This is a genomic window from Pseudomonas sp. NFACC08-1 (assembly GCF_900106735.1).
GTDB lineage: Bacteria > Pseudomonadota > Gammaproteobacteria > Pseudomonadales > Pseudomonadaceae > Aquipseudomonas > Aquipseudomonas fluorescens_Q.
This window is the reverse complement of the sequence record NZ_FNNL01000011.1, coordinates 92,056-111,984: the sequence shown is the minus strand read 5'-3', so window position 1 is coordinate 111,984 and position 19,929 is coordinate 92,056. Positions and strand designations below refer to the sequence as shown.

Genomic DNA, 19,929 nt, shown 5'->3' with positions numbered 1-19,929 from the left:
CGATCGATTATTCGCCACTTGTGGAGTATGAAAAGTTAAGGCTTAGGCTACTCTGGTTCCCATCTATTTGGCAGACGTCAAGCCGCAAACAATTCCACGTAGGCCGGTGCAAAAGCTCCTGCGGATAGCATTGCCATCGGAGCAAAGCCTATTGCATGTTCTCACCTACCTCGCTCCGCGAAGAGGGATTTCTTGTAGCCTTCAAAGTCCAGAGATAGAACTTTTCCTGTGGTCTCTATTAAGTGCTCCTCCTCAATCGGTGTAGTCAACTCACCCCCTAGGACGCGCACGCCTAGGCGCAATCTGCCAGGGGCTTGCGGGAGGATCGCAAGCAACTCCGATCGGGCTTGCTCTCCAGGCAAGAGTGACCCGAGACGAATGTGACATATCGGAGTTCGGCCACTTTCATCTACCTTCAGGTTCACATCTTTTTTGGCTAAAACCTCTTGCAAATATAAGTGATTGGAAATGTTCCATGTAGGCTTAGGCTCGTCAGGTAAATCGGATCCGGCGAGCATTTGAACCGGTTGGGAGTCCATGGCCTCTACCGTTACCTCTAGCTTGGAGTTGGACAGCTGCACATTGGATCGATTAATTAAAACGAATCGTAGCGCGATGAGTGCCTGGTTTAAACGTGTGTACTCACCGTACTCCCGCCAGAAGTCCCTGTTGTCTCTGTCGAGGCCTACAAACTCAGGCGGATCAAAAGGGCTACGGGGCTTGCGTGGCCTTTCGAAATCCGGGAACTCCTCGGTAAACTGCAAGTAGGTGTGAGCGAACGTACTGGGAAGTTCTTTATTCTCGGGAGTCATTAGAACCAACTCTACTTTAGGATTACCATGACCAGTATCCTCATTCGCCATCGCGATGGTCTCGACCGGCTCTGCCTCATCAGTGCTGCTACCTCGGCGGACATACACCACATTGCTCTTGAGCTTGCCGTAAGCACTTGCGAGATAGAACGGACGCTTCTGCTTGGGAATGATAATGATGCCTACGGTCCTCTCTTCGTACAGATGCTCCTCGTAGCGGAACGTCAGCTTCGGTTTCACCTTGCTATTCACGAACTGCTGAATCCGAGAGTCATCGATGCTATCTTGGATGCCGACGACTTCAGCAGGATGGGGGCGCTGGTCCTTGAATCCTAAAAGGATGTAGCAAGTGCCTTCCCGCCAAGAGTTGGCAATTGCGAGAATATCCTTGAGCAGCTCTGATTTGTCGGCCTCAGTGCCGCTATTGAAGCGGTACTGGGCAGATTTGAAGTCAATATCAGTGCTCTCGCTCTTTTAGCGCAGCATACTCAGCAGTTCTATCATTTTCACCCTCACGCCTTGACTTGGTATATGCCCGATTTGAGCATGATTGTTCCCTGAGCGGTAGGTGGGGTTAGTTGACCTGAGAAGGGGCTGGGGATCTTCTGCTAAAGGCCGCCTATCAACGGCAGCCACCGGCCAAAGGCAGCCGTCTATGAGGACAGCTTCCGACCAAAAGGAGGCATTCGACCCAGTCCCGACAATCTGGTGCATCGAGAATTTGGGCACCTAGTTGTGTGACGTAGGCGCCAGTGTCTACGGCATCAAATTCGCTCTCAGTTTGCTATGAGGGAAGTGGCATCTCCTCGCGCATGTAATGCGAGGCAAGTGGTAAATTTGAAACTCGCGATTTTTTCAAGGAGTAAGGTTATGGGAACCTGTGAGGGTTCGCAGCGCGAGGCTCGTGCCATCATCGGGAAGTCGCGTCCAGAATGGCCTGCGGGCTTTCGAATTGTATGGGACTTCAGCCCGACGAATATTTACCGCGCGGAGGATGGGGCTTCTCCGGACGATTATTTACCTTCTGAGTACCGGTTTGGTGAAGCGGATTTGATCGAACTGGACAGTTCGCTTCATGGTCACAGCCGAAGGGGTGACTCAGAGCTTTGGACCATTGCTGCCCATAAAGTTGCAGGAGTGATTCTACATTGGAGTAACGGAGGCGTTATGACGCCGCCCATGTTGGATATCAATATGGGCTGCCTGGTGATCACAGGAGGCAACAACCGGATTGCGGTATGCAGAGCGGACGGATTGGTACGGTTGCCGTTCATCTATCCCACAGATAAAACGGAGCTGTTTGTCGCCAAGCTTAAGTCTTTCCAGAGCTTGAACTCCGGGCATGAACTCTTTGGTAGTGCTGCAAACTAGGTGACTTCGACTCGGTCGTAGTTGGAGCGGTAAAGTATGAGCGTTTTAAAGCAAGTTGCTTAGTGGTCGCACCTCGATCAGGGCGTAGCCAATGCTCCGATCAGCGTTGAGGTAAATGAGCGCCCCGCCCGCCAGCGGGGTTAGCTCCAGCCTTGACGGCTCAGACCTTCGACAAAACGATAGCGGCGACGAGCACCAGAAAAACGGCGGTTACCGGTGCGCAACCCGACATACAAAGTGTGCCGACCACGCCGCCGAACGCGGTGAGGCGCCCGGCCAAAGCCGCTGAACCGCTCTGAGTAGTGATATTCATCATATCCCTCCAGAACTGTCTTCTCAGTCCCAAATTGCGGCTGGTTGGGAGAAGACTGGTTCAGACTGTGCCGCTATTTTGTGTTTACCAGACACAGGGCACGGCACCCAACCGGTTCAATGGCGCCATCGATAGAGGTCGATAACGTCAATTGGGGAGATCATGCCATCTAGGCCGCTATTGGTCAAAATCGCGTCCGAAGAAGGTGAATTCCCAGACGCGACCCAAGTGAATACTCCATAGGTCGGCAAGACCTGAATTGCTAATCTTGGGAGAAATAGGCTCGCGCTCCTCTCAACCTTCTTGCACGAGAATGGACCGGCAGAAACCGGCCAGAAGCAGTCATCAGCACCCCAACTCCACCCCATCGCTTCCCTTTTTTTCTCATCGTGGCTCTCCTGCGGCGGTGAGATTCAGGTTCATGATTCAGCTTCCGCAGTTCACGTCGACGACATCAACAGCCCCCCAAACAGCTGTGTTGTCCACTTATTAGCGACAGGTGAAATACGGCAGGAGCAACAGCCTCAGCCTCATCTGAACCGGTTGACTGGAAAGAACGGGCAACGACATATAGGATCGTCCTGCCCCACCAAGGAGAACGGGCATGACGATAAACCTAATAGCCCTAGGCTCGAAGTTGTCTCGCTATCGCGAGCAGCTTCAGCTGAGCGTGGAGGAAGTGAGTGTGGCCATTCGCATCTCTCCCAACCGGTTACGGTCCGTTGAGGCGGGGACTTTGGAGCCCACGGGCGATGAGGTGCTTATGCTGGCCGACCTCTATCGTTGTGACTTCAAGTTCTTCATCTCGAATGAGCAGCTAGCTCCGTTTGAGCAAGCAGAAATTCTGTATCGCAAGCACGGTAGTGAATTCACCAAGGATGATCGCAGGGGTATTCAGGAGTTTCTTTATCTTTGCGAAACTGAGCACCTCCTGATGGAGGAGCTGAATGCCGCCCATCGCGAGTTTTTGGTACCCCCGGTATCGGGGCATTTCAAGACCGACGGGATCAAAGCGGCTGAGGCTTTCCGCCGTTTCAATCAGCACCAGAGCAATGAAGTACCAAGGGATGTCTATGGCGAAATCCGCCAAACAGGCGTGCACGTGTTCCGCCGCAAGCTAGGCAACTCCAATATCTCAGGCCTGTTTCTGATTCATCCCAAGGCCGGAAAATGCATTCTGGTTAACTACAGCGAGGATGTGTATCGGCAGCGGTTTAGTGCAGCTCATGAAATGGCCCATGCGCTTTTCGATGCGGAAGGTGGCCCCAGCATCACGTATTCCCGCACTGATAAGAACGACTACGTAGAACTGCGCGCAAACACTTTTGCTTCCCGGTATCTTATGCCCCCGGAAGTCCTCCGGCAGCTTCCCAATCCTGAGCGATGGACACAGGCCGACGCCGGGCATTGGGCACAAGAGCTTCGAGTAAGTTGCCATGCCTTAAGCATAGGCCTACAGGCCGAGAGGCTCGTCAGTGAAGACGTATTCCAACGAATCAAATCCAGCCGGGTTCCCCGGACTCTCAAGATTGACCCTGAGTTGCCGGCTCATCTGACAGACCGGCAGCGAGAACGCAAAACGCGCCTATTAGAAAGGGGACTTTCTAGCAGCTACGTTGCGCTATGTTTGGATGCTGCGAGCCAGGGTCTGATAACTCAAGGCCGCCTAGCTGAGGCACTTCTGTGTGACTCCGCAGAATTGCAGGATTTGCTCGCTCTTTACGGGAGGGCGCCCAATGTCGATTGACCCGTCCCGCTTCCACCCCATCAACGTGACAGATACATGTTCGGTTTGGAACCTTTTATCGTCTACCACTTTGTACAGAGCTGCGTTAGCCGCTCAATGCCATTTCTGTGTCACCGGCTTCGTGAACTATGAGTGCTTAATCAAGCCTCGCACGTTGCCAACCGCCGTCACACGTGAGCTTCAACGCCGATTGGAAGAGGCGCGTTGCGCCGGCCAATTCGAAGTCCATTCCTGCAACCTGGGCGACCTTCAGATCATCAGTATGCTGGAGGGCCGTAAGCGACTGGGGAAGGGCGAGCTGTCATCAATTGCCTTTGCAATGGGCCGTGGCCTAGCTGTGCTGACGGATGACCAAGGGGCTAGGAAGTTATCATCGGCAGCAGGTAACCACCCTACGCAGACGACGCCTCATTTGCACAGCTGGCTGATTTTCACGAGGAAGCTTGATGACTCAGACCACTCGAATGTGCTGAGCCAACACCGGCAAATGGAAGGTAGCCTGGCGCGTCATCTCCAGGATGCTTATTTCCTAGCGCTTCAATGCGCTCGCAACGCATTACCTCCACCTCCACCGTAGGCTGAGGCTGCCTTACCGTTGCGTCAAAGCGGTTCCCGCTGGCCGGTTATTGCCGATCTCGACAGGCTATAACCGGCCAGTAGCAGTCATCGCCTAACGTTGAAGAACCGCGTCGCCGGTACGGCATCCGGTAGCTGAAATTATTAGCCTAAGTCTGTGTTTTCGGGTTGCAGAATTGGGCAATGAGACTGGTTGATACTCCTGCTGTGTGAGGAATAATCACCAGCTCTATGCCCAAGCTAGATATGAGGGCTAATCTACTTTTTTGTAGAATTCGTTCGTCCGAGATGAAATATTTCTGGGTATGGTTTGCTTTGAATATCTCTTCAAATGAGTTTGACTTTTTGAAGAAAATATCACCAAGAGCTTCTCTTCTTAAAGATTCTATTCGAGTTTCAACGTTTTCAAACGGTCGACTGCTACCTTTGTTTTTCTTGACAATATCATCTTCATCAACGCCAACGACTAAAAAATCACACCTTTCCTTGCATGCCCGCAGGTAATTTCTATGTCCTTCATGCAGAAGATCGAATACCCCAGAAGTATAACCAACAATTCCGTTTTGGTGAGGCATGGTTATGTTTGGCATGTTTAGTACCTACGACCTCTTCAAAATCATGCTTGTCGCTTGTGCTGCATCAGTTAGTCTGTACGTTCCTAAATAGATATCTAGGGCAACATTATTGGACTTGATAGCCTCTATGATAGGTAAAACGGTTTTTGAGATCGCTTCGTCAGCGAGGATCCTTCCGCTGCCTAATCCAAAAATTGGAATGAATACTGATTTACAGGAAGAATTTACGCACTCATTTATCGCAGTTTGAATAATTTTCCTTATTGACCGCTCATCAATCAGGTTGACGCCGTCGTCTCGCTTTTCAAGGGCTACGGCATGAATTATATGTTTTATGCCGACAGCACAGGCATTAAATGGCGGTGACACAATGGTTGTTCCTAATTGGTAAGGACCCGAATGCGGCTGTGACTTTTTCCATTTATCTATGAAATCTCCAAGCGGGTCGGCGCTGAGCGATCCATCTACTCGAAACGATGCGGCCAGCCTTCTTACCCTGCCAGACACCGAGGTTCCGTCTACCCCGCCGAGCTTAAGATATCTGTTCTCTGATGTAACTAAGACCTCGACTTCGGTTAATCCCACAATAGAGCCACAATAGCAGTAGATTTTTGACTTGCCGATAACTATCGGTTCGCTGACTGCCTTTGTATCCACCAATGGTTCTCTTGCTGTGGATCCGCCTGTTCTTCTTGATATCTCAGCAAACAAGATCGCCAGTACAAGAAATATTACACCGGATACGATGGAAGGAATTGGCCCGCTGATGGGCTTTAGTTCAAGCGTGACCGCTGTGCCTTCGAGAGCTTGTTGCCAGAATGGTGTGACTAAAGCTCCTCCACCTATGATAAGCGCAGTTACTGATAGCTTTGAATATACATTATGTGGTCTTTTTAATTTGCTTATTGCTGCTTCGAAAATTAATCCGAGAATATATCTTGCTGCGGTGGGTCTGTTCATACTGATGCCTCAAATTCCTTGGCTAATTAAAAGTAGGGGCATAAGCTGGCAATAATATCCGAGCCTCATCATAGCTTTCTCGTCAATGGACAACTCCTCAAACAGCGCAAGAGGCGCAGTGGAGACTGCGAGATGAAACCAAAAGAAAAAACTATATAAAGCGCACAGAGATTACAAAGTCGGCGGCAGCGTGTCCATGGCCTTTTAGCCGGCTACTGCTGCCCGTTATGAGGCAGGAGCTACCATACCAGAGGGGTAGCTTCTGGCCGACCTCTGCCGGTGACGACGGACCACAATTGCCAAAAGTAGGCACTCGAAACGTTTATTAAGTCAGGGACGGTTCATAGCTCAGATTTTAGCCTCCGCCCGCAACTGCAGATCGCTCAACCAGTAGGGTAATGATAGGATCCTGGCCGAGCCGAAATCCTAGAATGGGGCGATGTGATGGTTTCACTATTAGCAGACATCTTCCATGAGATCCTTCTCGAGGAGGAAGCCGAGGAGTCGATGTTTGTGTGCCTGGCGTGCATTGGTGACACTTGGCTCAAAGGTCGCCCCTCCAAACGTGCGATGCCACGGGTTTGCGCTTCCTGTGGAACGTCCACGCTGGAGGCGCTCACCTCCAAGACAATTGCAGAGACCATCAAGAACAAACTTTCAGATCATTTTGCCATCGACTATGGGCTTTACCCAGGTTACGAAATGACGCTCAGTCAAATCATAGGTCATGCAATCCGCAGTGAATCAGAAGCTGTGTGCGACGCGGTAGCCGAACGGCTTATAGACCCGGATGCAGATGAGGAACACTTTTACTTCCACGGGCAGGAATATTGCCGAGCATCCAGCCGATTCGAGTCCGAAGAGCAGGAACGGTGGTGGATCGAGAGTGAGTGGACGCAAATAGCAACCGAGCTAGTTCATGGTCGTAGGTTTTTCAATACCAACGCCAGCCGGTTTTTTGAATCCCTGATGGCTGAAGCGATACTGGCCGGTAGTGATTCAAATGCTGACACGACCGCGGTCGTCAAGGTAATCCCTGAAAACACCTGTTTTTATCGAGCACGAATCGCCGCTACCCATACGCAACTCCAGGAGTTTCAAAAAAATCCGTCCAAAGAATTAGGAGCTCCCCCCAAGGATCGCGCGGCGAACAACCGGATGAGCCCGGCAGGCGTTCCCTTGCTCTACGTGGCCGCAGACGCCCAGACAAGTATTGCTGAGGTACGGCCTTCGATTGGAGACAAGGTGGTGGTAGGGAAATTTATCTCCAATCGGTATTTGGAGTTTTTTGATTTCACTGCACTTACTGCGCTTCAGCACAAAGAACTCAGCTGGTTCCAGCCTGGCTATCGAGAGCGCACTGACCATCGGTTGATGCTTGAGTATCTCCACGATCTGATCGCTCGCCCTGTGCGCGCTACCGATACCGATTATGTAATGACTCAAGCGTTGGCTGAATTCATTCGATACTACGGAAAGCAGAGGTTTGATGGCATCTCGTTCCGCTCAGTGCAGCGAGAAGGTGGCGTCAATTACGTGATTTTCGATAGGAGCACACCTGAGGCATTGCAGACTCCCGATTGGGCCCCCGAATTTGACCTTGTCGTTTCTCAGGAAGAACTATCCGTATTTGAAATAGCGCGCGTTAACTATCACACGATAAACCCAACCAACTAATGGCATTGCCTAGCTTATTGCAATACCCGGCTGCGAGTGCTAGATAGTCCGCCTAACAGCCCTGCTTACAAGGCTCGCTGAAGGAAAAAGGGGGCAATTTTATAATCCCCTCCCAAACGGCTGCTTTTGGCCGCCCTCTGCCCGTCACCACAGGCGGGAGTCGGCCAGAAGCAGTCGTATGGTAACTACGAAAACTTGGGCAATTCACCTGATAGATCCGATCTCCTTCACCGCCTTAGTGCACTCGGCTTCTGAGGTTTTGTGCAGTCGTCTTACGGAAATGACATCAGAAGAGCGTGAGGATGGTTACCCGCTTTTCAGATGGGAAGTATTTCAACCCACAAAGCATGCGTGATCGACCGACTTCTTCAACGACGACATTGAACTTCAAAGTGCCATCCTCTTTGGAGCGCCCCATACTGTAAATATAGCCAGCACGTAGCTTTTCATTGATCTTATTAGACAGTTCTTCGGCTGTAATTTCGGCTAATCCAGCATGCATTAGTGCGGGTGCGTGATCCTGCCGAAGGTAAGTCAATCTTTTCTCATCTATATCCAGGATGCAGTCTCTAACGTGTACGGGGTAAGGCGTTAGCGAGTTTAGAGACATTGCTACGTCATGTTCATGTTGTAGCACGGGTCGCTCGATTTTGTAGGATAGGAACATACGGTATAGTGAGCTTTCTATGCTCTTCACTGCGAATCCGGACGTCTTGAAGTCCCAAGGTAAATAGCCTTCGTTGTGATGGGGGCCGAGGCCATCGTCGTGGGTATCGATGATGATGTTCTTATACTGAACGAATGCTCTTATCAACATTGTTGAAATCATGGCTTTCATGAGCGTTGTATAGGTTAGATCCAATGCACCCATATATGCGGGATGATGTAAAAAGGACTGCGCGAGTGCCTGTTTGCCCGAAGACGTCAAATTATTTACATAGTAAAGAGCCACAGTGTCCCTAAGCCAAGCGCTCGGAAAGCGAGCCTTCAAGCTCGTTTCGCCATAGCACTCCTCGTATACTCGAGCAAACGAGCCTGTTGCTCCTATCCAGTCTCCATACAGGACGCTCCGAGCGCCTCCTCGATCAAGTTTGGGCAAAAGCATGCCCATGACCTCGTGGCCATAAAAATTACTGCTGAATTTTGTCCAGTCGAAAAGAAAAACCGTTTCTATCTTTTTTCTAGTCAGCGGGATGAGTGCATTCTTAAGTTCTTTGTAGTCGATTCCCTTTGCATCGAGCCCAGCACGTAACGCCAAATAGGAGCCCCAAATGGTTCGATGCATCTGTTCGGTATCCAGCTGAAAAACGCTCTCTAGGATCTCCAGCGTGGAATCGCTGCGAGCCTCTAATGTATAAATGTAATCAAACTCGTGTGCCATTGCCTGCTAGCCAAAAGGGACTGAGTCCTTAGAATCATAGTCGCATAAAATGTCATGATCGGCAGCTATTGGCCGATTTCTGCCTGTTGTGAAGGACCGCTTCTGACCGATTCTGTTGAAAAAGTCGCTCTGCCGAAACGGTCTCATTGTTGATCGGTGAAAACGTCTTTTTTGCACGCTCCTACGTGAAGTCGGAGCCCGGAAGCCTCCGCTCAAAGTAAAGATTTCAATCTCGCGAGTATACTTTTCTGCCGAGGGAACCATGGCCGACTTTTTCAACAGAATCGACCGATCGGTGCATCTAGTCAAAGCTCTTCACTTACTCTAACGCCTGCACCTTGAAAGCACGGCCTGCACAATCCAGTGACTTGTACACAAGAAAAAACCACCTGTCCTAGAACAGGTGGCTCCTGGTACCAACGGAAAAGGTGGTCTCGTTAACGAATAAACGCGACCGCGGCAAAGAGAATCGCCGTCGCGACGAAGAGCATCACACCGATATTCATAACGAGGCTTACCTCAACCCGGGATAGCTCTGCCCGAAATTGCGCTATGTCGGGATCGGATTTACCTGCAGAAGATAAATGCACATGAGAGTCCATGGCTTGGATAACTGCTTCGATTTGCTGCTCGGGCACGTTGATAGCCTTCAGGGCTTTGTACATTGCCAGTCGATTTTTCATTAAGGCCTCCAAAAACAAAGAAAGGCCTGCCCCAGGACGGGGGAGGCCCGTCGTGGGTGGGATGGGGATAGCTTGCTTCCTTCGACACTCAAGTCGACTGTCCGCGCTGCCGGAAGCGATGCGGTCATTGGGCGGATCCTGCGGAAAACCGCAGCGCCGTCTTGATGATCCTGACGGCTGATATGCACTCGTGAAAGTGCTCCCACGGACATTTTCTGTCAATTCACAAACCGGCTATCGAGTGTTACCAGATGTTGGGTAATAGCACCGGACATTCATGAGTTTACAGGCGTTGAACGTCCGCCCTATGCAGGGCACGCCTGCCACCCTTTGCCTTTCATCACCTGTGCCGCCAAGTCTCCAGCGCCCCTAGGACCGGCCAGGATTTCTCGCATGTTGGCAATGTGTGGCCGGCCAATTTCGCGCCATGCCGAGCGCTCTGGTGGCTTCTTGAGCGCTTCTGTGCGAACGCGGGGTGCGGGCGGCATTGCAACTGGCTCGCCAGCTTGATTCTGTTTTTTGCGGCCGGCCCACAAGTGAAACTCGCCGGCCAACACACGCTTCGCTAGGGCGAAGAAATAGGCGACGACATTGCGTACTGTGCCGCTTTGGCTGCGTGCCTGTAGTTCGTCCAGCACGTCCTGGCGATGGTGTGACGGCAACCGTTTCAAGGCCGCTAGCACGTCTCGTTGCTGGTCTGCTTTGGCGCTGACCAGGCATGGCGGCAAGGCCAGGGGGAGTGACGATGAATCGCTTTCCTCACGCGTATGCGCGCGGTACGTACGTTCTTCTTTGTATAAATACGTCTTATACGTACGGTGTTGCTCTTGAGGTATCTGGCGGGTCTGTTTGGTCTGCTGTGTAACGGTCGATCTGTTTGCGGAAGCAGTGGGTGTGGATGTTCGATTGACCCTAGGGCGCTTTCGCGATGGCGCGGAGGGTGGTGGTTCATCGTCTTTGTTCCGTTGCTCCCGAATGGCAATGGGGGGATGTTCAGGCGTCTGCTCAGAAGTCGCCAGAACGTGCTCGGCAAGATGCTTGATTTGTTTGTTTTCATGGCTGATGCAGGTAGCCATAAGCTCCTCCAGGCTGTCGTCGAGAGCACAAGCTTCATGGAAGCTTAGGGCGCGCTCATTGACCCGATACAGCACGCTTTGAACATTGCCAGTCAGGAGATCGCAATGTTGCCTTACGAAGCTGATCCATCCTGTAAGCCGCAGTACCGCTAAAGCGCGCCAAGCCGTGGCAGCGCCCGCTCGCTGCCCACAGGGAGTACACGTGAGATAGCGGCGCAGCTGCCCCATGTTCACGAGCGGACTGAGGCCATCAGCGGTGCGAAGCATGCGCAGGACCTGCCAGCCATTGCGCTCCAACGGGGTAAGGCGCTGATCGAGCATGAGCGCCGTCAAGGTAGCGCTCAGAGCATCTTGGTCTTGTGAGTTCTGGTGAGTGCGTAGGTCTGCCATGAGATGACTCCGAGGTATGGGCCACGACGGCCCGTTCCTCTGCATCTCATCGCGGATCAACCTTCGTGTAACTCGACAATACGATTTGCATCACCACCGGATTTATCGCTGTTCCATATCGCCGATGACAGTCCTTCATCAGCGTATGGCGACGACTTTCCGATCATTGCTTTCGATGGTTGCTGATACCGAGAGATTGCCGGTAGCTGCTCCCTGGATGTGTTCACTCCACCACTGCATCATCGGCCGTCTGCGCTCAATGTAGTCCGCTCGGTTATAGGCGCTACGTACCTCGTCCTTATCGACGTGGGCAAGCGCAACTTCGATCAGCTCTGGGTCCCAACCCTTTTCATTGAGGATGGTGCTCGCCATCGAGCGCATTCCGTGGCTTACGAGTCGCCCCTCAAAGCCCATGCGTTTCAGCGCCATGTTCGCGGTCTGGCTGTTGCAATGGGTGCGCGGATTACGGTCGGCGGGAAACACGTACTCCCTGTGTCCGCTGTAGGGCTTGATGGCTTCCAGGAGCGCCAAAGCTTGCTCCGTGAGCGGGATGATGTGTGTGCGACGTTTCTTCATGCGCTCCGCTGGGATCGTCCAGATCTTCTTCTTGAAGTCGATGTCAGCCCATCGGGTGGTCGCAGCTTCTGCCGGCCGAGTCATCGTGTGGAGTTGCCACTCGATGAGGCACCGGGTGGTTCTTTTGATGCTGGCGTTGGCAATCGCCACCATGAGTTCATTGAGCTCATCGGGGGGCAATGCCGGCATGTTTTTTTTCTTTGGTTTTTTGAAGACTGATCGAATTCCGCTCAGGGGGTTGGCATGAATGAGTCCGTAGTTCACCCCGTAGGTCATGATTTCGTTGAGGCGTTGGGTCAGGCGCTTGACCGTTTCCAAGCTGCCTTTGGTCTCAAGTGGCTTAAGCAGCTTGATGACCTGGGGAGCGCTGATTTCGGAAATTGGGGTCGCGTGTAAATCGGGGAAGATGTGCAGCGTGAGCGAGCGCCAAATGTCTTCAGCGTAGGCGGTTGTTACGGAATCTTTCTTCAGTTCAAACCAGGCCGTCGCGACGTTTTGAAAGGTGTGCTCTGTCGCGGCTTTTTTCGCTTGGCGATCGGCATCGCGCTGCTCTTTCGGGTCCAGTCCCTGGGCGACCAATTCCCTGGCCTCAACGGTGCGTTTTCGCGCTTGAGCCAGGCTGAGCTCAGGGAATGTACCCAGCCCCATGTTGATCCGTTTTTTCGTCACGGGATGGACGTAGTTGAAATTCCATAGCCTTGAACCATTGGTTCGGACTCGCAGCTGGAGGCCGTTGCCATCGGTCAGTATGTAGTCCTTGGCTTTGGGTTTTGCGGCTTTGATTTTCAGGTCTGAAAGGCGTGTGGCTTGGGCGCCCATGGGTACTCCAACGCTGTTTGTGTATTCCAAAATTTACCAGCCGCGGGCTTGGAATACGTCTTGGAATACATTTCAAAATGGATCTGCGTGAAGTGCTATGGAGCTCGATGGCGCTGAAATCCCCGTATTTACTGGGTTTCAGGCACAAAAAAAGACGTCCGTGGACGTCTTTAGATGATGAAATGGTGGAGCCGGGGGGATTTGAACCCCCGTCCGCCAGTACTCCGCTGTCGGTACTACATGCGTAGCCGTGTCTATTAAGTTAACCCTCAGCGACCCGACGGGCAGGGTGCTTTGGGCGAGTTGTGTAAGTTTTAGCCGCTTCGTCCACAACGTACTGCACGGCGATTCCGTTCTATATGACAATCACTTTGGGTTTACGGACATCCCCTCGTGATTGCTGGACCCGAAGGTACCAGAAGCTCAGGCGTTAAGGCTGCTTACGCAGCGATAGCGTAGTCCTGGCCGTAGTTTTCGTCATTGGCAACTATAGAAGTTGCAACAGTGGATTTACGAGTTCTGTTACCAACTCGGCATGCACCTAAAGTTTCGCAACCGGCGTCGAATCCTAAACGGCCCCGAACCTGTCGCTCCATGAATCTGTAGGAGCGGCAGGCATGTGCAGTGTACGCCAATCCGCGTCTGAGGCCAACCCGAAGGTTGGCCCAGCGGTCAGGAGCTTTTACCGTCTGTGCTGACCTTTTGGATCTCCTGGATGGTCTGGGTGGTTTCGGAGATGCATTTCTCGGTGCCTTCCTTGGTGTTCAGGGCTTGATGGGCCTTGGCTTGCTGGACGCTGGCCTCGACTTTAGCCTCGATATCCGAGCCCTGATACTGGCTCTTCGCGTTCTCGATGGCTTTGAGGTTGGTATCACAGAGATCGGCGGCAAACGAAGACGACGCTAGCATGGAGGCAGTGACGAACAGACCTAGCAGTACAGAGCGTTTCATGTGTCTCTCCTTGAACTGAGGGACCAGGCATCGCTGGCCATCAGGACGGCTACCAGTTTTTGGAAGGTCCCGCGTTTGCGGGACTTGATCAGTGGACTGTGCCCGTGCGCCAGGGTTCTATTTTTCTTCAGGTCGCCCTGGCCTGGGTGACCCGATCGATCAGGTAGACCAGCCCGTGGTAGTCGATTGCGCCGTGCTGCGTAAGGCCTATCTCACAGGTGCGGCTGGTGGAAATCCCTTCGCTGCAATGCTGTACCGCGTCCTTCAGTGAGCGCAGCGAGTGGGCGTTCAGCTCGGGTGTGGAGAAACCCTTGTCGCCGGCGAAACCGCAGCAGTGAATGCCTTCTGGGATCACTACGTTCTTGCTGCACTTGCGCGCCAGGTCGATCAGCGCCTGGCTTTCGCCAAGGTGCTGGGTGCTGCACGTGACGTGCACCGCGATGGGCGCCTCTTGGGGAGTGAAGTCGAGACGGTCCACCAGATGGGTGCGGATGAAGCGCACTGGGTCATACAGGTCCAGGCGCACCTCACCGAGGTCCTGGACCAGGCGCAACGTGCAGGGGCTGGTGTCGCAATAGATCGGATCGAGTCCGCCGCGGCTGGCGTGCAGCAGTGCGCCGATCAGTTCCTGGCGTTTGTGCTCGGCTTGTTCGGCGTAGCCTTTGGACGCGAAAGGTTGGCCGCAACAAAGGCTGTCCACATTGTCGGGAAAGACGACTTGGTAGCCGGCTTTTTCCAGCAGCCGTTGGGTCTTTTCATACAGTGACATCTGCTCTTTATCCCCGGCCGCCGGGCCCATGACCCGCGATACGCAAGCCGCCAGGTACACCACGCGCGGGCGTTCGTCCGACACGGTAGGGCTGAAACGGATGGCCTTTTCCGGCTGGGGCATGGCGTTGGTCCACTGTGGGACCTGGCCTTTGGACAGCCGCGTCAACGAAGCCGACAGTTTCGCCAGGCGGGGGGCGCCTAGCAGCATCCGCGCACCATTGGCCACGTGCAGGGCGAAGCGTGCGCCTTGCAGCGTGGTGGCGAAATTTCCTTCAATCCAGTTAGCGGTTTTCGTCTTCGTCGCGTCACGGCTGCGCAGTTTTTTCACCAGCTCGCCGGTATTGATGCCTACCGGGCAACGTTGCGCGCACAGGCCCGTCGCGGCGCAGGTGTCGATGCCTTGGTATTGATAGGCCTGTTCCAGTTCGGCGGTGTCCGTGCCGGCGCGTTTCTTCGCCTGGATGTCTCGCCAGATCACGATGCGCTGGCGCGGGCTCAAGGTCAGGTCCTTGGACGGGCACACGGGTTCGCAGAAACCACACTCGATGCACTTGTCCACGATCTCATCGGCGGCCGGCAGCGGCTTGAGGTGCTTGAGGTGGATTTGCGGATCCTCGCTGAGCACCACGTCCGGGTTGAGGATGCCGTTGGGATCGAGCAGGCGTTTGAGCTGCCACATCAACTGATAGGCATCGCTGCCCCATTCCAGCTCGACGAACGGCGCCATGTTGCGCCCGGTGCCGTGCTCTGCTTTCAGCGAGCCGCCGAATTCCACCGCCACCAACTGCGCCACGTCATCCATGAACGCCTGGTAGCGTGCGACTTCTTCAGGGTTGTTGAAGCCTTGGGTGAAGACGAAGTGCAGATTACCTTCCAGCGCGTGTCCGAAAAGGATCGCTTCGTCGTAGTGATGTTTGTCGAACAGCTCGATCAGGCGGTTTACGCCAATGGCGAGTTGTTCCACCGGAAAGGTCACGTCTTCGATGATCACCGTGGTTCCGGTTTTACGGACCGCGCCCACCGCTGGAAAGGTGTCTTTGCGGATGGCCCAGAGCCGGGCGTTTTCCCGTGGGTCTTCGGTGAAGTCGACCTGTTTTTCCACCGGGAAGCCGGCCAGTGAAGCCATGATCCGGACCAGTTGTTCTTGCAGTAAAGACGAGGAAGCGGCGCGGGATTCGATGAGCAAGGCGCAGGCATTGATCGACAGATGCTGTACGAAATCCGGCATGCCCGGTTTGTCCTGCACCGAGCGCAGGCTGCGGCGGTCCAGCAGTTCCACGGCCGAGACTGGCTGGCTTTTCAGCACGGTGACGGCGTTGCAGCAGGTTTCCACGTCCGGGAATACGATCAGCGCCGAAGCTTTGTTCGGATGGTCGATAACGGTGTTGTAGGTCACCGCGCTGATGAAGCCGAGGGTGCCTTCGGAGCCGACCAGCAGGTGGCTCAAGATATCCACAGGCTCGTCGAAATCCACCAGGGCATTGAGTGACAGGCCGGTGGTATTTTTCAGACGGTACTTGTGACGAATTCGGGCGGCCAATTCGGTGTTGGCGCGGGTTTCGCGACCGAGGGTGGCGAGGCGTTCCAGCAGTTCGCCATGGCTTGTACGAAAAGCCGCCACGCTGTTGTCGTCTTCGGTGTCCAGGCGTGTGCCATCGGCCAGTACCAGGCGGATGCCGGCCAGGGTGTGATAGGTGTTCTGCGCGGTGCCGCAGCACATGCCGCTGGCGTTATTGGCGACGATGCCGCCGATCTTGCAGGCGTTGATCGACGCCGGGTCTGGGCCGATCTTGCGCCCGAACGGGGCCAGCCAGGCGTTGGCCTGGGCGCCGATCACGCCGGGCTGCAAGCGAATCTGCGTGCCTTGCGCGCGGATCTCGCGACCGTTCCAGTTATCCCCCAGCACAATCAGCACCGAGTCGCTGATGGCTTGCCCGGACAGGCTGGTGCCGGCGGCGCGGAAGGTGACGGGCACCTGGTCGCGCTGGGCCAGTTTCAGTAGGGCAATCACTTCATCTTCGGATTCGACGCGTACCACCAGTTTCGGAATCAGCCGATAGAAACTGGCGTCAGTACCGAAGGCCAAAGTCGACAGCGGATCGTCGAAACGGCGCTTTTGCGGGATCAGTTGTTGAACGTCGTGTAGGAAAGAGGCCGGAAGGGTCATTGGTCCTCCAGAATCAAAACCACCAGATCCTTCGGACCATGGGCGCCGTAGGCCAGGACTTGCTCGATGTCGGCGGTTTTCGACGGGCCCGATACCAGCAGGGCGTTGGTGGGCATGCCTTGGGCCCACTCGAATTCCTGCTGCACTTCATAGAAGTTGTCACGGATCTCGCTGGCCTTGAGCAGGGCGAAATGCACCGGTGGCACCAGGCTCATCAGCCGCGGTTCTTCCCGGGTTGGCCAGAGAATCAGGCTGCCGGTGGCGGCGATGGCGCCAAGGGTGCCGGTGAGGCTGGCGGGAGTGTCGTTGAACAACTCGGCTTTCCACTCTTCTATCGGGCGGTCGTAGGCCTTGAGGGTTGGCAGGTCCGGATTGTTCGCCCAGAACTGTGTGATTTTTTGCCCGTGCGCGGTGGTCGGGGCGATGAGCAGACTCGGCAATTGACGGTCGCGCAGCAATTGCGCGAGCAGGGTCGGCCAGCCTTCGTCGGACGTCAGGTGGATTTCGGTGTGCACCGCTTCCATCAATTTGCGCAATTGCGGGATGCGTTCCTCGGGCGCATAGCGGTAGGTCTGCGTCACTAGCTCGACGTCGAAGTTGTCGGCAACCGGCGTGGTGCCTGTCAGGCTTTTACGCAGCTTGGCGAGGATATTGTCCTTGGCGCTCATCGGCGGTCTCCCTGCTGGTTCAGGTGGTCGCGGGCCAGGTCATGCAATGAGCGGGCGGCGGGTTTGGGGGCGCTGTGGTTCTGGGTCCAGGGGCCGACGTTGTTGGGCACCAGGGCGCGCAGGCGCGTGGCGAGGAAGCCGAACAGCCGATACAGCCGCGGTGAGCTGTTGAGCCAGGCCCAGGCATTCCAGATGAAGCGTTCCTTGGGCGAGTATTTGCTGCCCTGGCCGCGCATCACCTGATGGGGGCTGTCCGGCGCCTTGACGTTTTCTTCCCGCAACCGCCGCAGCAAAGCCGGGATCGGAATCTTCACCGGACACACTTCACCGCAGGCACCGCACAGCGAAGAGGCGCTCGGGTGGTCCGGCACCTTGGCCAGGCCGACCATGTGCGGCGTGATGATTTTTCCGATAGGTCCCGGGTACACCTCGCCGTAGGCATGACCGCCGATTCGGGTATAGACCGGGCAATGATTCATACAGGCGCCGCAGCGGATGCAGTTCAGCGTCTGGCGCAGTTCGCTGTCGGCAAACGCCTGGCTGCGACCATTGTCGAGCAGGACCAGGTGGACTTCCTGGGGGCCGTCCAGTTCCTCAGGCTTGCGCGGGCCGGAGATCATGTTGACGTAGGTGGTGATGGGCTGGCCGAGGGCCGAGCGGGTCAGCAGCGAGAGCAGCGGCACGACATCGCGCAGGTTCTCCACCACTTTTTCGATGCCGGTCACAGCGATGTGCACGGGAGGCACGGTGGTGGACATGCGTCCGTTGCCTTCGTTTTCCACCAGCAGCAGCGTGCCGGTTTCAGCGACGGCGAAGTTGACACCGGAGACGCCGATATCGGCCTCGAAGAATTTCTGCCGCAATACCTTGCGACCGATCTGAATGAGTTGGTCAACGTCCTTGGTGTACTCCACGCCGAGTTTGTCGTGGAACAAGGACGCGACCTGACCGGCATTCTTGTGGATCGCCGGCATAATGATGTGTGAAGGCTTCTCGTGGTCGAGCTGGACGATGTATTCCCCCATGTCGGATTCGAGACATTCAATGTCCCGAGCCTCGAGGAAATGGTTCATCTCCATCTCTTCGCTGACCATCGATTTGCCCTTGATCACTTGCCGCGCCTCGTGAGCGCGGATGATCGAGAGGACGATGCCATTGGCTTCGTCCACCGTCTCCGCCCAGTGCACGTTCACACCGTTGCGGGTCAGGTTGGTTTCAAGTTGCTCGAGCAGGTCCGGCAGCTTGGATAACGCGCGGGCGCGGACGGCATTGCCGAGCACTCGCAGGTGTTCTCTTTCGTGGGCATCGCTGAAAGACGTTGCCCGTTTGGTCATCAGTGAATCCATCGCGCTGCGAAAGTTGTTTCGCAGTTGCGTGTCGTCCAAAGCCTTGTGGGCCCGGGCGCGAAAATCTTCCTGCACCTCTACAGTCGGGATCAGCGTTGGCGTGCTCATGCAACACCTCCGCTACGCTGCCAGAGAAAGCTCGCCAGATGCTGGCCGCGTAACGCTTCCTGCTGTTTTTCCAGTGCGCCGTTGATGTTCATCAGGCAGCCACAATCGGCACTGATGACCTTGTGCGCGCCGGATTCCTTCAGCGCTCGGGTCTTGTCGGCCACCATCGCGCCGGAAATATCCGGCATGCGAACGCTGAACGTCCCACCAAAGCCACAGCATTCACTTTCATGGCTGTGTTCAACTCGCTCCACATTGCGCAGCTGCGCCAACAACGCACGGCCATGCAGATGGGTGTTCATTTCACGCCGTGCCGAGCAGGACGTGTGCAGCGCGACTTTCACGGGTTCGCCGCTATCGTTCAACTGCACCTTGCAGACGAACAGCAGGAATTCAGCCAGTTCATAGGTCCGGGCCGCCAGGGCCTGAACCTGTTTGAGCGTGTCGGGCTCATCCTTGAACAGATCGGCGTAATGCTCGCGCAGCATGCCGGCGCAGGAGCCCGAGGGCACGACCACCGGATAATCTTCGGCAAACAGGGCCAACTGCGCCCGTGCCACCGTCCGCGCCTGCTCGGTGTAGCCCGAGGTGTAGGCCGGTTGGCCGCAGCAGCTTTGCCCTTGCGGGTAGTCCACCCGGATTCCTTCGCGCTCCAGCAGATGAATCGCATCCATCCCGGCTTCGGGATAGAACAGGTCGACCACGCAAGTGCCGAACAGGTAGACCCTTTGCGGTTTTTCGCTGGGGTACTGCCGAGGCTCGGGCAGTGGCGGGGCGACACGGGTCGCGTTCGGCACGGCGTTATAAAAAAGCTCGCTCATCAGGCGTGTCTCCGGGTGGTCCCGGTTATCCGTCCGCTGAGGCTGCTGAATATAGACAGGAAATCTTTCAGCAGCCTTGCAGACCCGGTGGTGAATAGCAGACGCCGAATCACGGTTCGGCGTCGGTTTTTTCAGTGTTGC

At 54.9% G+C, this 19,929-nt stretch carries 16 protein-coding genes and 1 other RNA gene; 3 read left to right on the top strand and 14 right to left on the bottom strand.

Annotated features, from left to right (window positions below; all coding sequences use genetic code 11):
* Positions 1-161: 161 nt before the first annotated feature.
* On the bottom strand, positions 162-1,268 hold the full coding sequence (locus BLU76_RS21635) for an ATP-binding protein (RefSeq protein WP_256572697.1): 1,107 nt from the start codon (positions 1,266-1,268) through the stop codon (positions 162-164).
* Positions 1,269-1,649: 381 nt separating this feature from the next.
* On the opposite strand from BLU76_RS21635, the gene BLU76_RS21630 reads away from it, so the two are divergent.
* A complete protein-coding gene (locus BLU76_RS21630) occupies positions 1,650-2,183 on the top strand; it encodes a hypothetical protein (protein WP_139211641.1) in 534 nt (177 codons plus the stop codon).
* 160 nt (positions 2,184-2,343) lie between these two features.
* On the opposite strand, the gene BLU76_RS31590 is transcribed toward BLU76_RS21630, so the two are convergent.
* Positions 2,344-2,496: a hypothetical protein gene (locus BLU76_RS31590; RefSeq protein ID WP_170867313.1), complete on the bottom strand. Its 153-nt coding sequence runs from the start codon at positions 2,494-2,496 to the stop codon at positions 2,344-2,346.
* A 604-nt stretch (positions 2,497-3,100) separates the two neighbouring features.
* Here BLU76_RS31590 and BLU76_RS21625 point away from each other — a divergent pair.
* Entirely contained in the window at positions 3,101-4,243 is a 1,143-nt protein-coding gene (locus BLU76_RS21625) for an ImmA/IrrE family metallo-endopeptidase (protein ID WP_256572692.1), read from the top strand.
* 725 nt (positions 4,244-4,968) lie between these two features.
* On the opposite strand, the gene BLU76_RS21615 is transcribed toward BLU76_RS21625, so the two are convergent.
* Positions 4,969-5,409, bottom strand: coding sequence for an adenylyltransferase/cytidyltransferase family protein (locus BLU76_RS21615; protein WP_092224313.1), 441 nt, complete (start codon positions 5,407-5,409; stop codon positions 4,969-4,971).
* 9 nt (positions 5,410-5,418) lie between these two features.
* Entirely contained in the window at positions 5,419-6,354 is a 936-nt protein-coding gene (locus tag BLU76_RS31035) for a macro domain-containing protein (RefSeq protein WP_139211639.1), read from the bottom strand.
* A gap of 444 nt (positions 6,355-6,798) precedes the next feature.
* On the opposite strand from BLU76_RS31035, the gene BLU76_RS21610 reads away from it, so the two are divergent.
* Positions 6,799-8,031: an RES family NAD+ phosphorylase gene (locus BLU76_RS21610; RefSeq protein ID WP_092224311.1), complete on the top strand. Its 1,233-nt coding sequence runs from the start codon at positions 6,799-6,801 to the stop codon at positions 8,029-8,031.
* 286 nt (positions 8,032-8,317) lie between these two features.
* Here BLU76_RS21610 and BLU76_RS21605 read toward each other — a convergent pair whose 3' ends face one another.
* The 10 genes from BLU76_RS21605 to BLU76_RS21555 all read right to left on the bottom strand — a co-directional run bounded on the left by BLU76_RS21605 (position 8,318) and on the right by BLU76_RS21555 (position 19,788).
* Entirely contained in the window at positions 8,318-9,412 is a 1,095-nt protein-coding gene (locus BLU76_RS21605; protein ID WP_092224309.1) for a hypothetical protein, read from the bottom strand.
* Between the two features lie 437 nt (positions 9,413-9,849).
* Positions 9,850-10,095: a hypothetical protein gene (locus tag BLU76_RS21595; protein ID WP_092224305.1), complete on the bottom strand. Its 246-nt coding sequence runs from the start codon at positions 10,093-10,095 to the stop codon at positions 9,850-9,852.
* A 305-nt stretch (positions 10,096-10,400) separates the two neighbouring features.
* A complete protein-coding gene (locus tag BLU76_RS21590) occupies positions 10,401-11,561 on the bottom strand; it encodes an STY4528 family pathogenicity island replication protein (RefSeq protein WP_092224303.1) in 1,161 nt (386 codons plus the stop codon).
* Between the two features lie 138 nt (positions 11,562-11,699).
* Entirely contained in the window at positions 11,700-12,956 is a 1,257-nt protein-coding gene (locus BLU76_RS21585) for an integrase domain-containing protein (protein ID WP_092224301.1), read from the bottom strand.
* A 183-nt stretch (positions 12,957-13,139) separates the two neighbouring features.
* Positions 13,140-13,536: a transfer-messenger RNA gene (gene ssrA / locus BLU76_RS21580) on the bottom strand.
* Positions 13,537-13,628: 92 nt separating this feature from the next.
* Positions 13,629-13,907 carry a hypothetical protein gene (locus BLU76_RS21575; protein WP_063322997.1) on the bottom strand — a complete coding sequence of 93 codons (279 nt, stop codon included), beginning with the start codon at positions 13,905-13,907 and terminating at the stop codon, positions 13,629-13,631.
* Between the two features lie 127 nt (positions 13,908-14,034).
* A complete protein-coding gene (locus BLU76_RS21570) occupies positions 14,035-16,845 on the bottom strand; it encodes an FAD-binding and (Fe-S)-binding domain-containing protein (RefSeq protein ID WP_092224299.1) in 2,811 nt (936 codons plus the stop codon).
* Positions 16,842-17,513: a LutC/YkgG family protein gene (locus tag BLU76_RS21565; RefSeq protein ID WP_092146128.1), complete on the bottom strand. Its 672-nt coding sequence runs from the start codon at positions 17,511-17,513 to the stop codon at positions 16,842-16,844. Before BLU76_RS21565 ends, BLU76_RS21570 begins: the two co-directional genes overlap by 4 nt.
* Positions 17,510-18,967: a LutB/LldF family L-lactate oxidation iron-sulfur protein gene (locus BLU76_RS21560; RefSeq protein WP_092224297.1), complete on the bottom strand. Its 1,458-nt coding sequence runs from the start codon at positions 18,965-18,967 to the stop codon at positions 17,510-17,512. Before BLU76_RS21560 ends, BLU76_RS21565 begins: the two co-directional genes overlap by 4 nt.
* Positions 18,964-19,788, bottom strand: coding sequence for a (Fe-S)-binding protein (locus BLU76_RS21555; protein ID WP_063322994.1), 825 nt, complete (start codon positions 19,786-19,788; stop codon positions 18,964-18,966). Before BLU76_RS21555 ends, BLU76_RS21560 begins: the two co-directional genes overlap by 4 nt.
* Between the last annotated feature and the right edge of the window lie 141 nt (positions 19,789-19,929).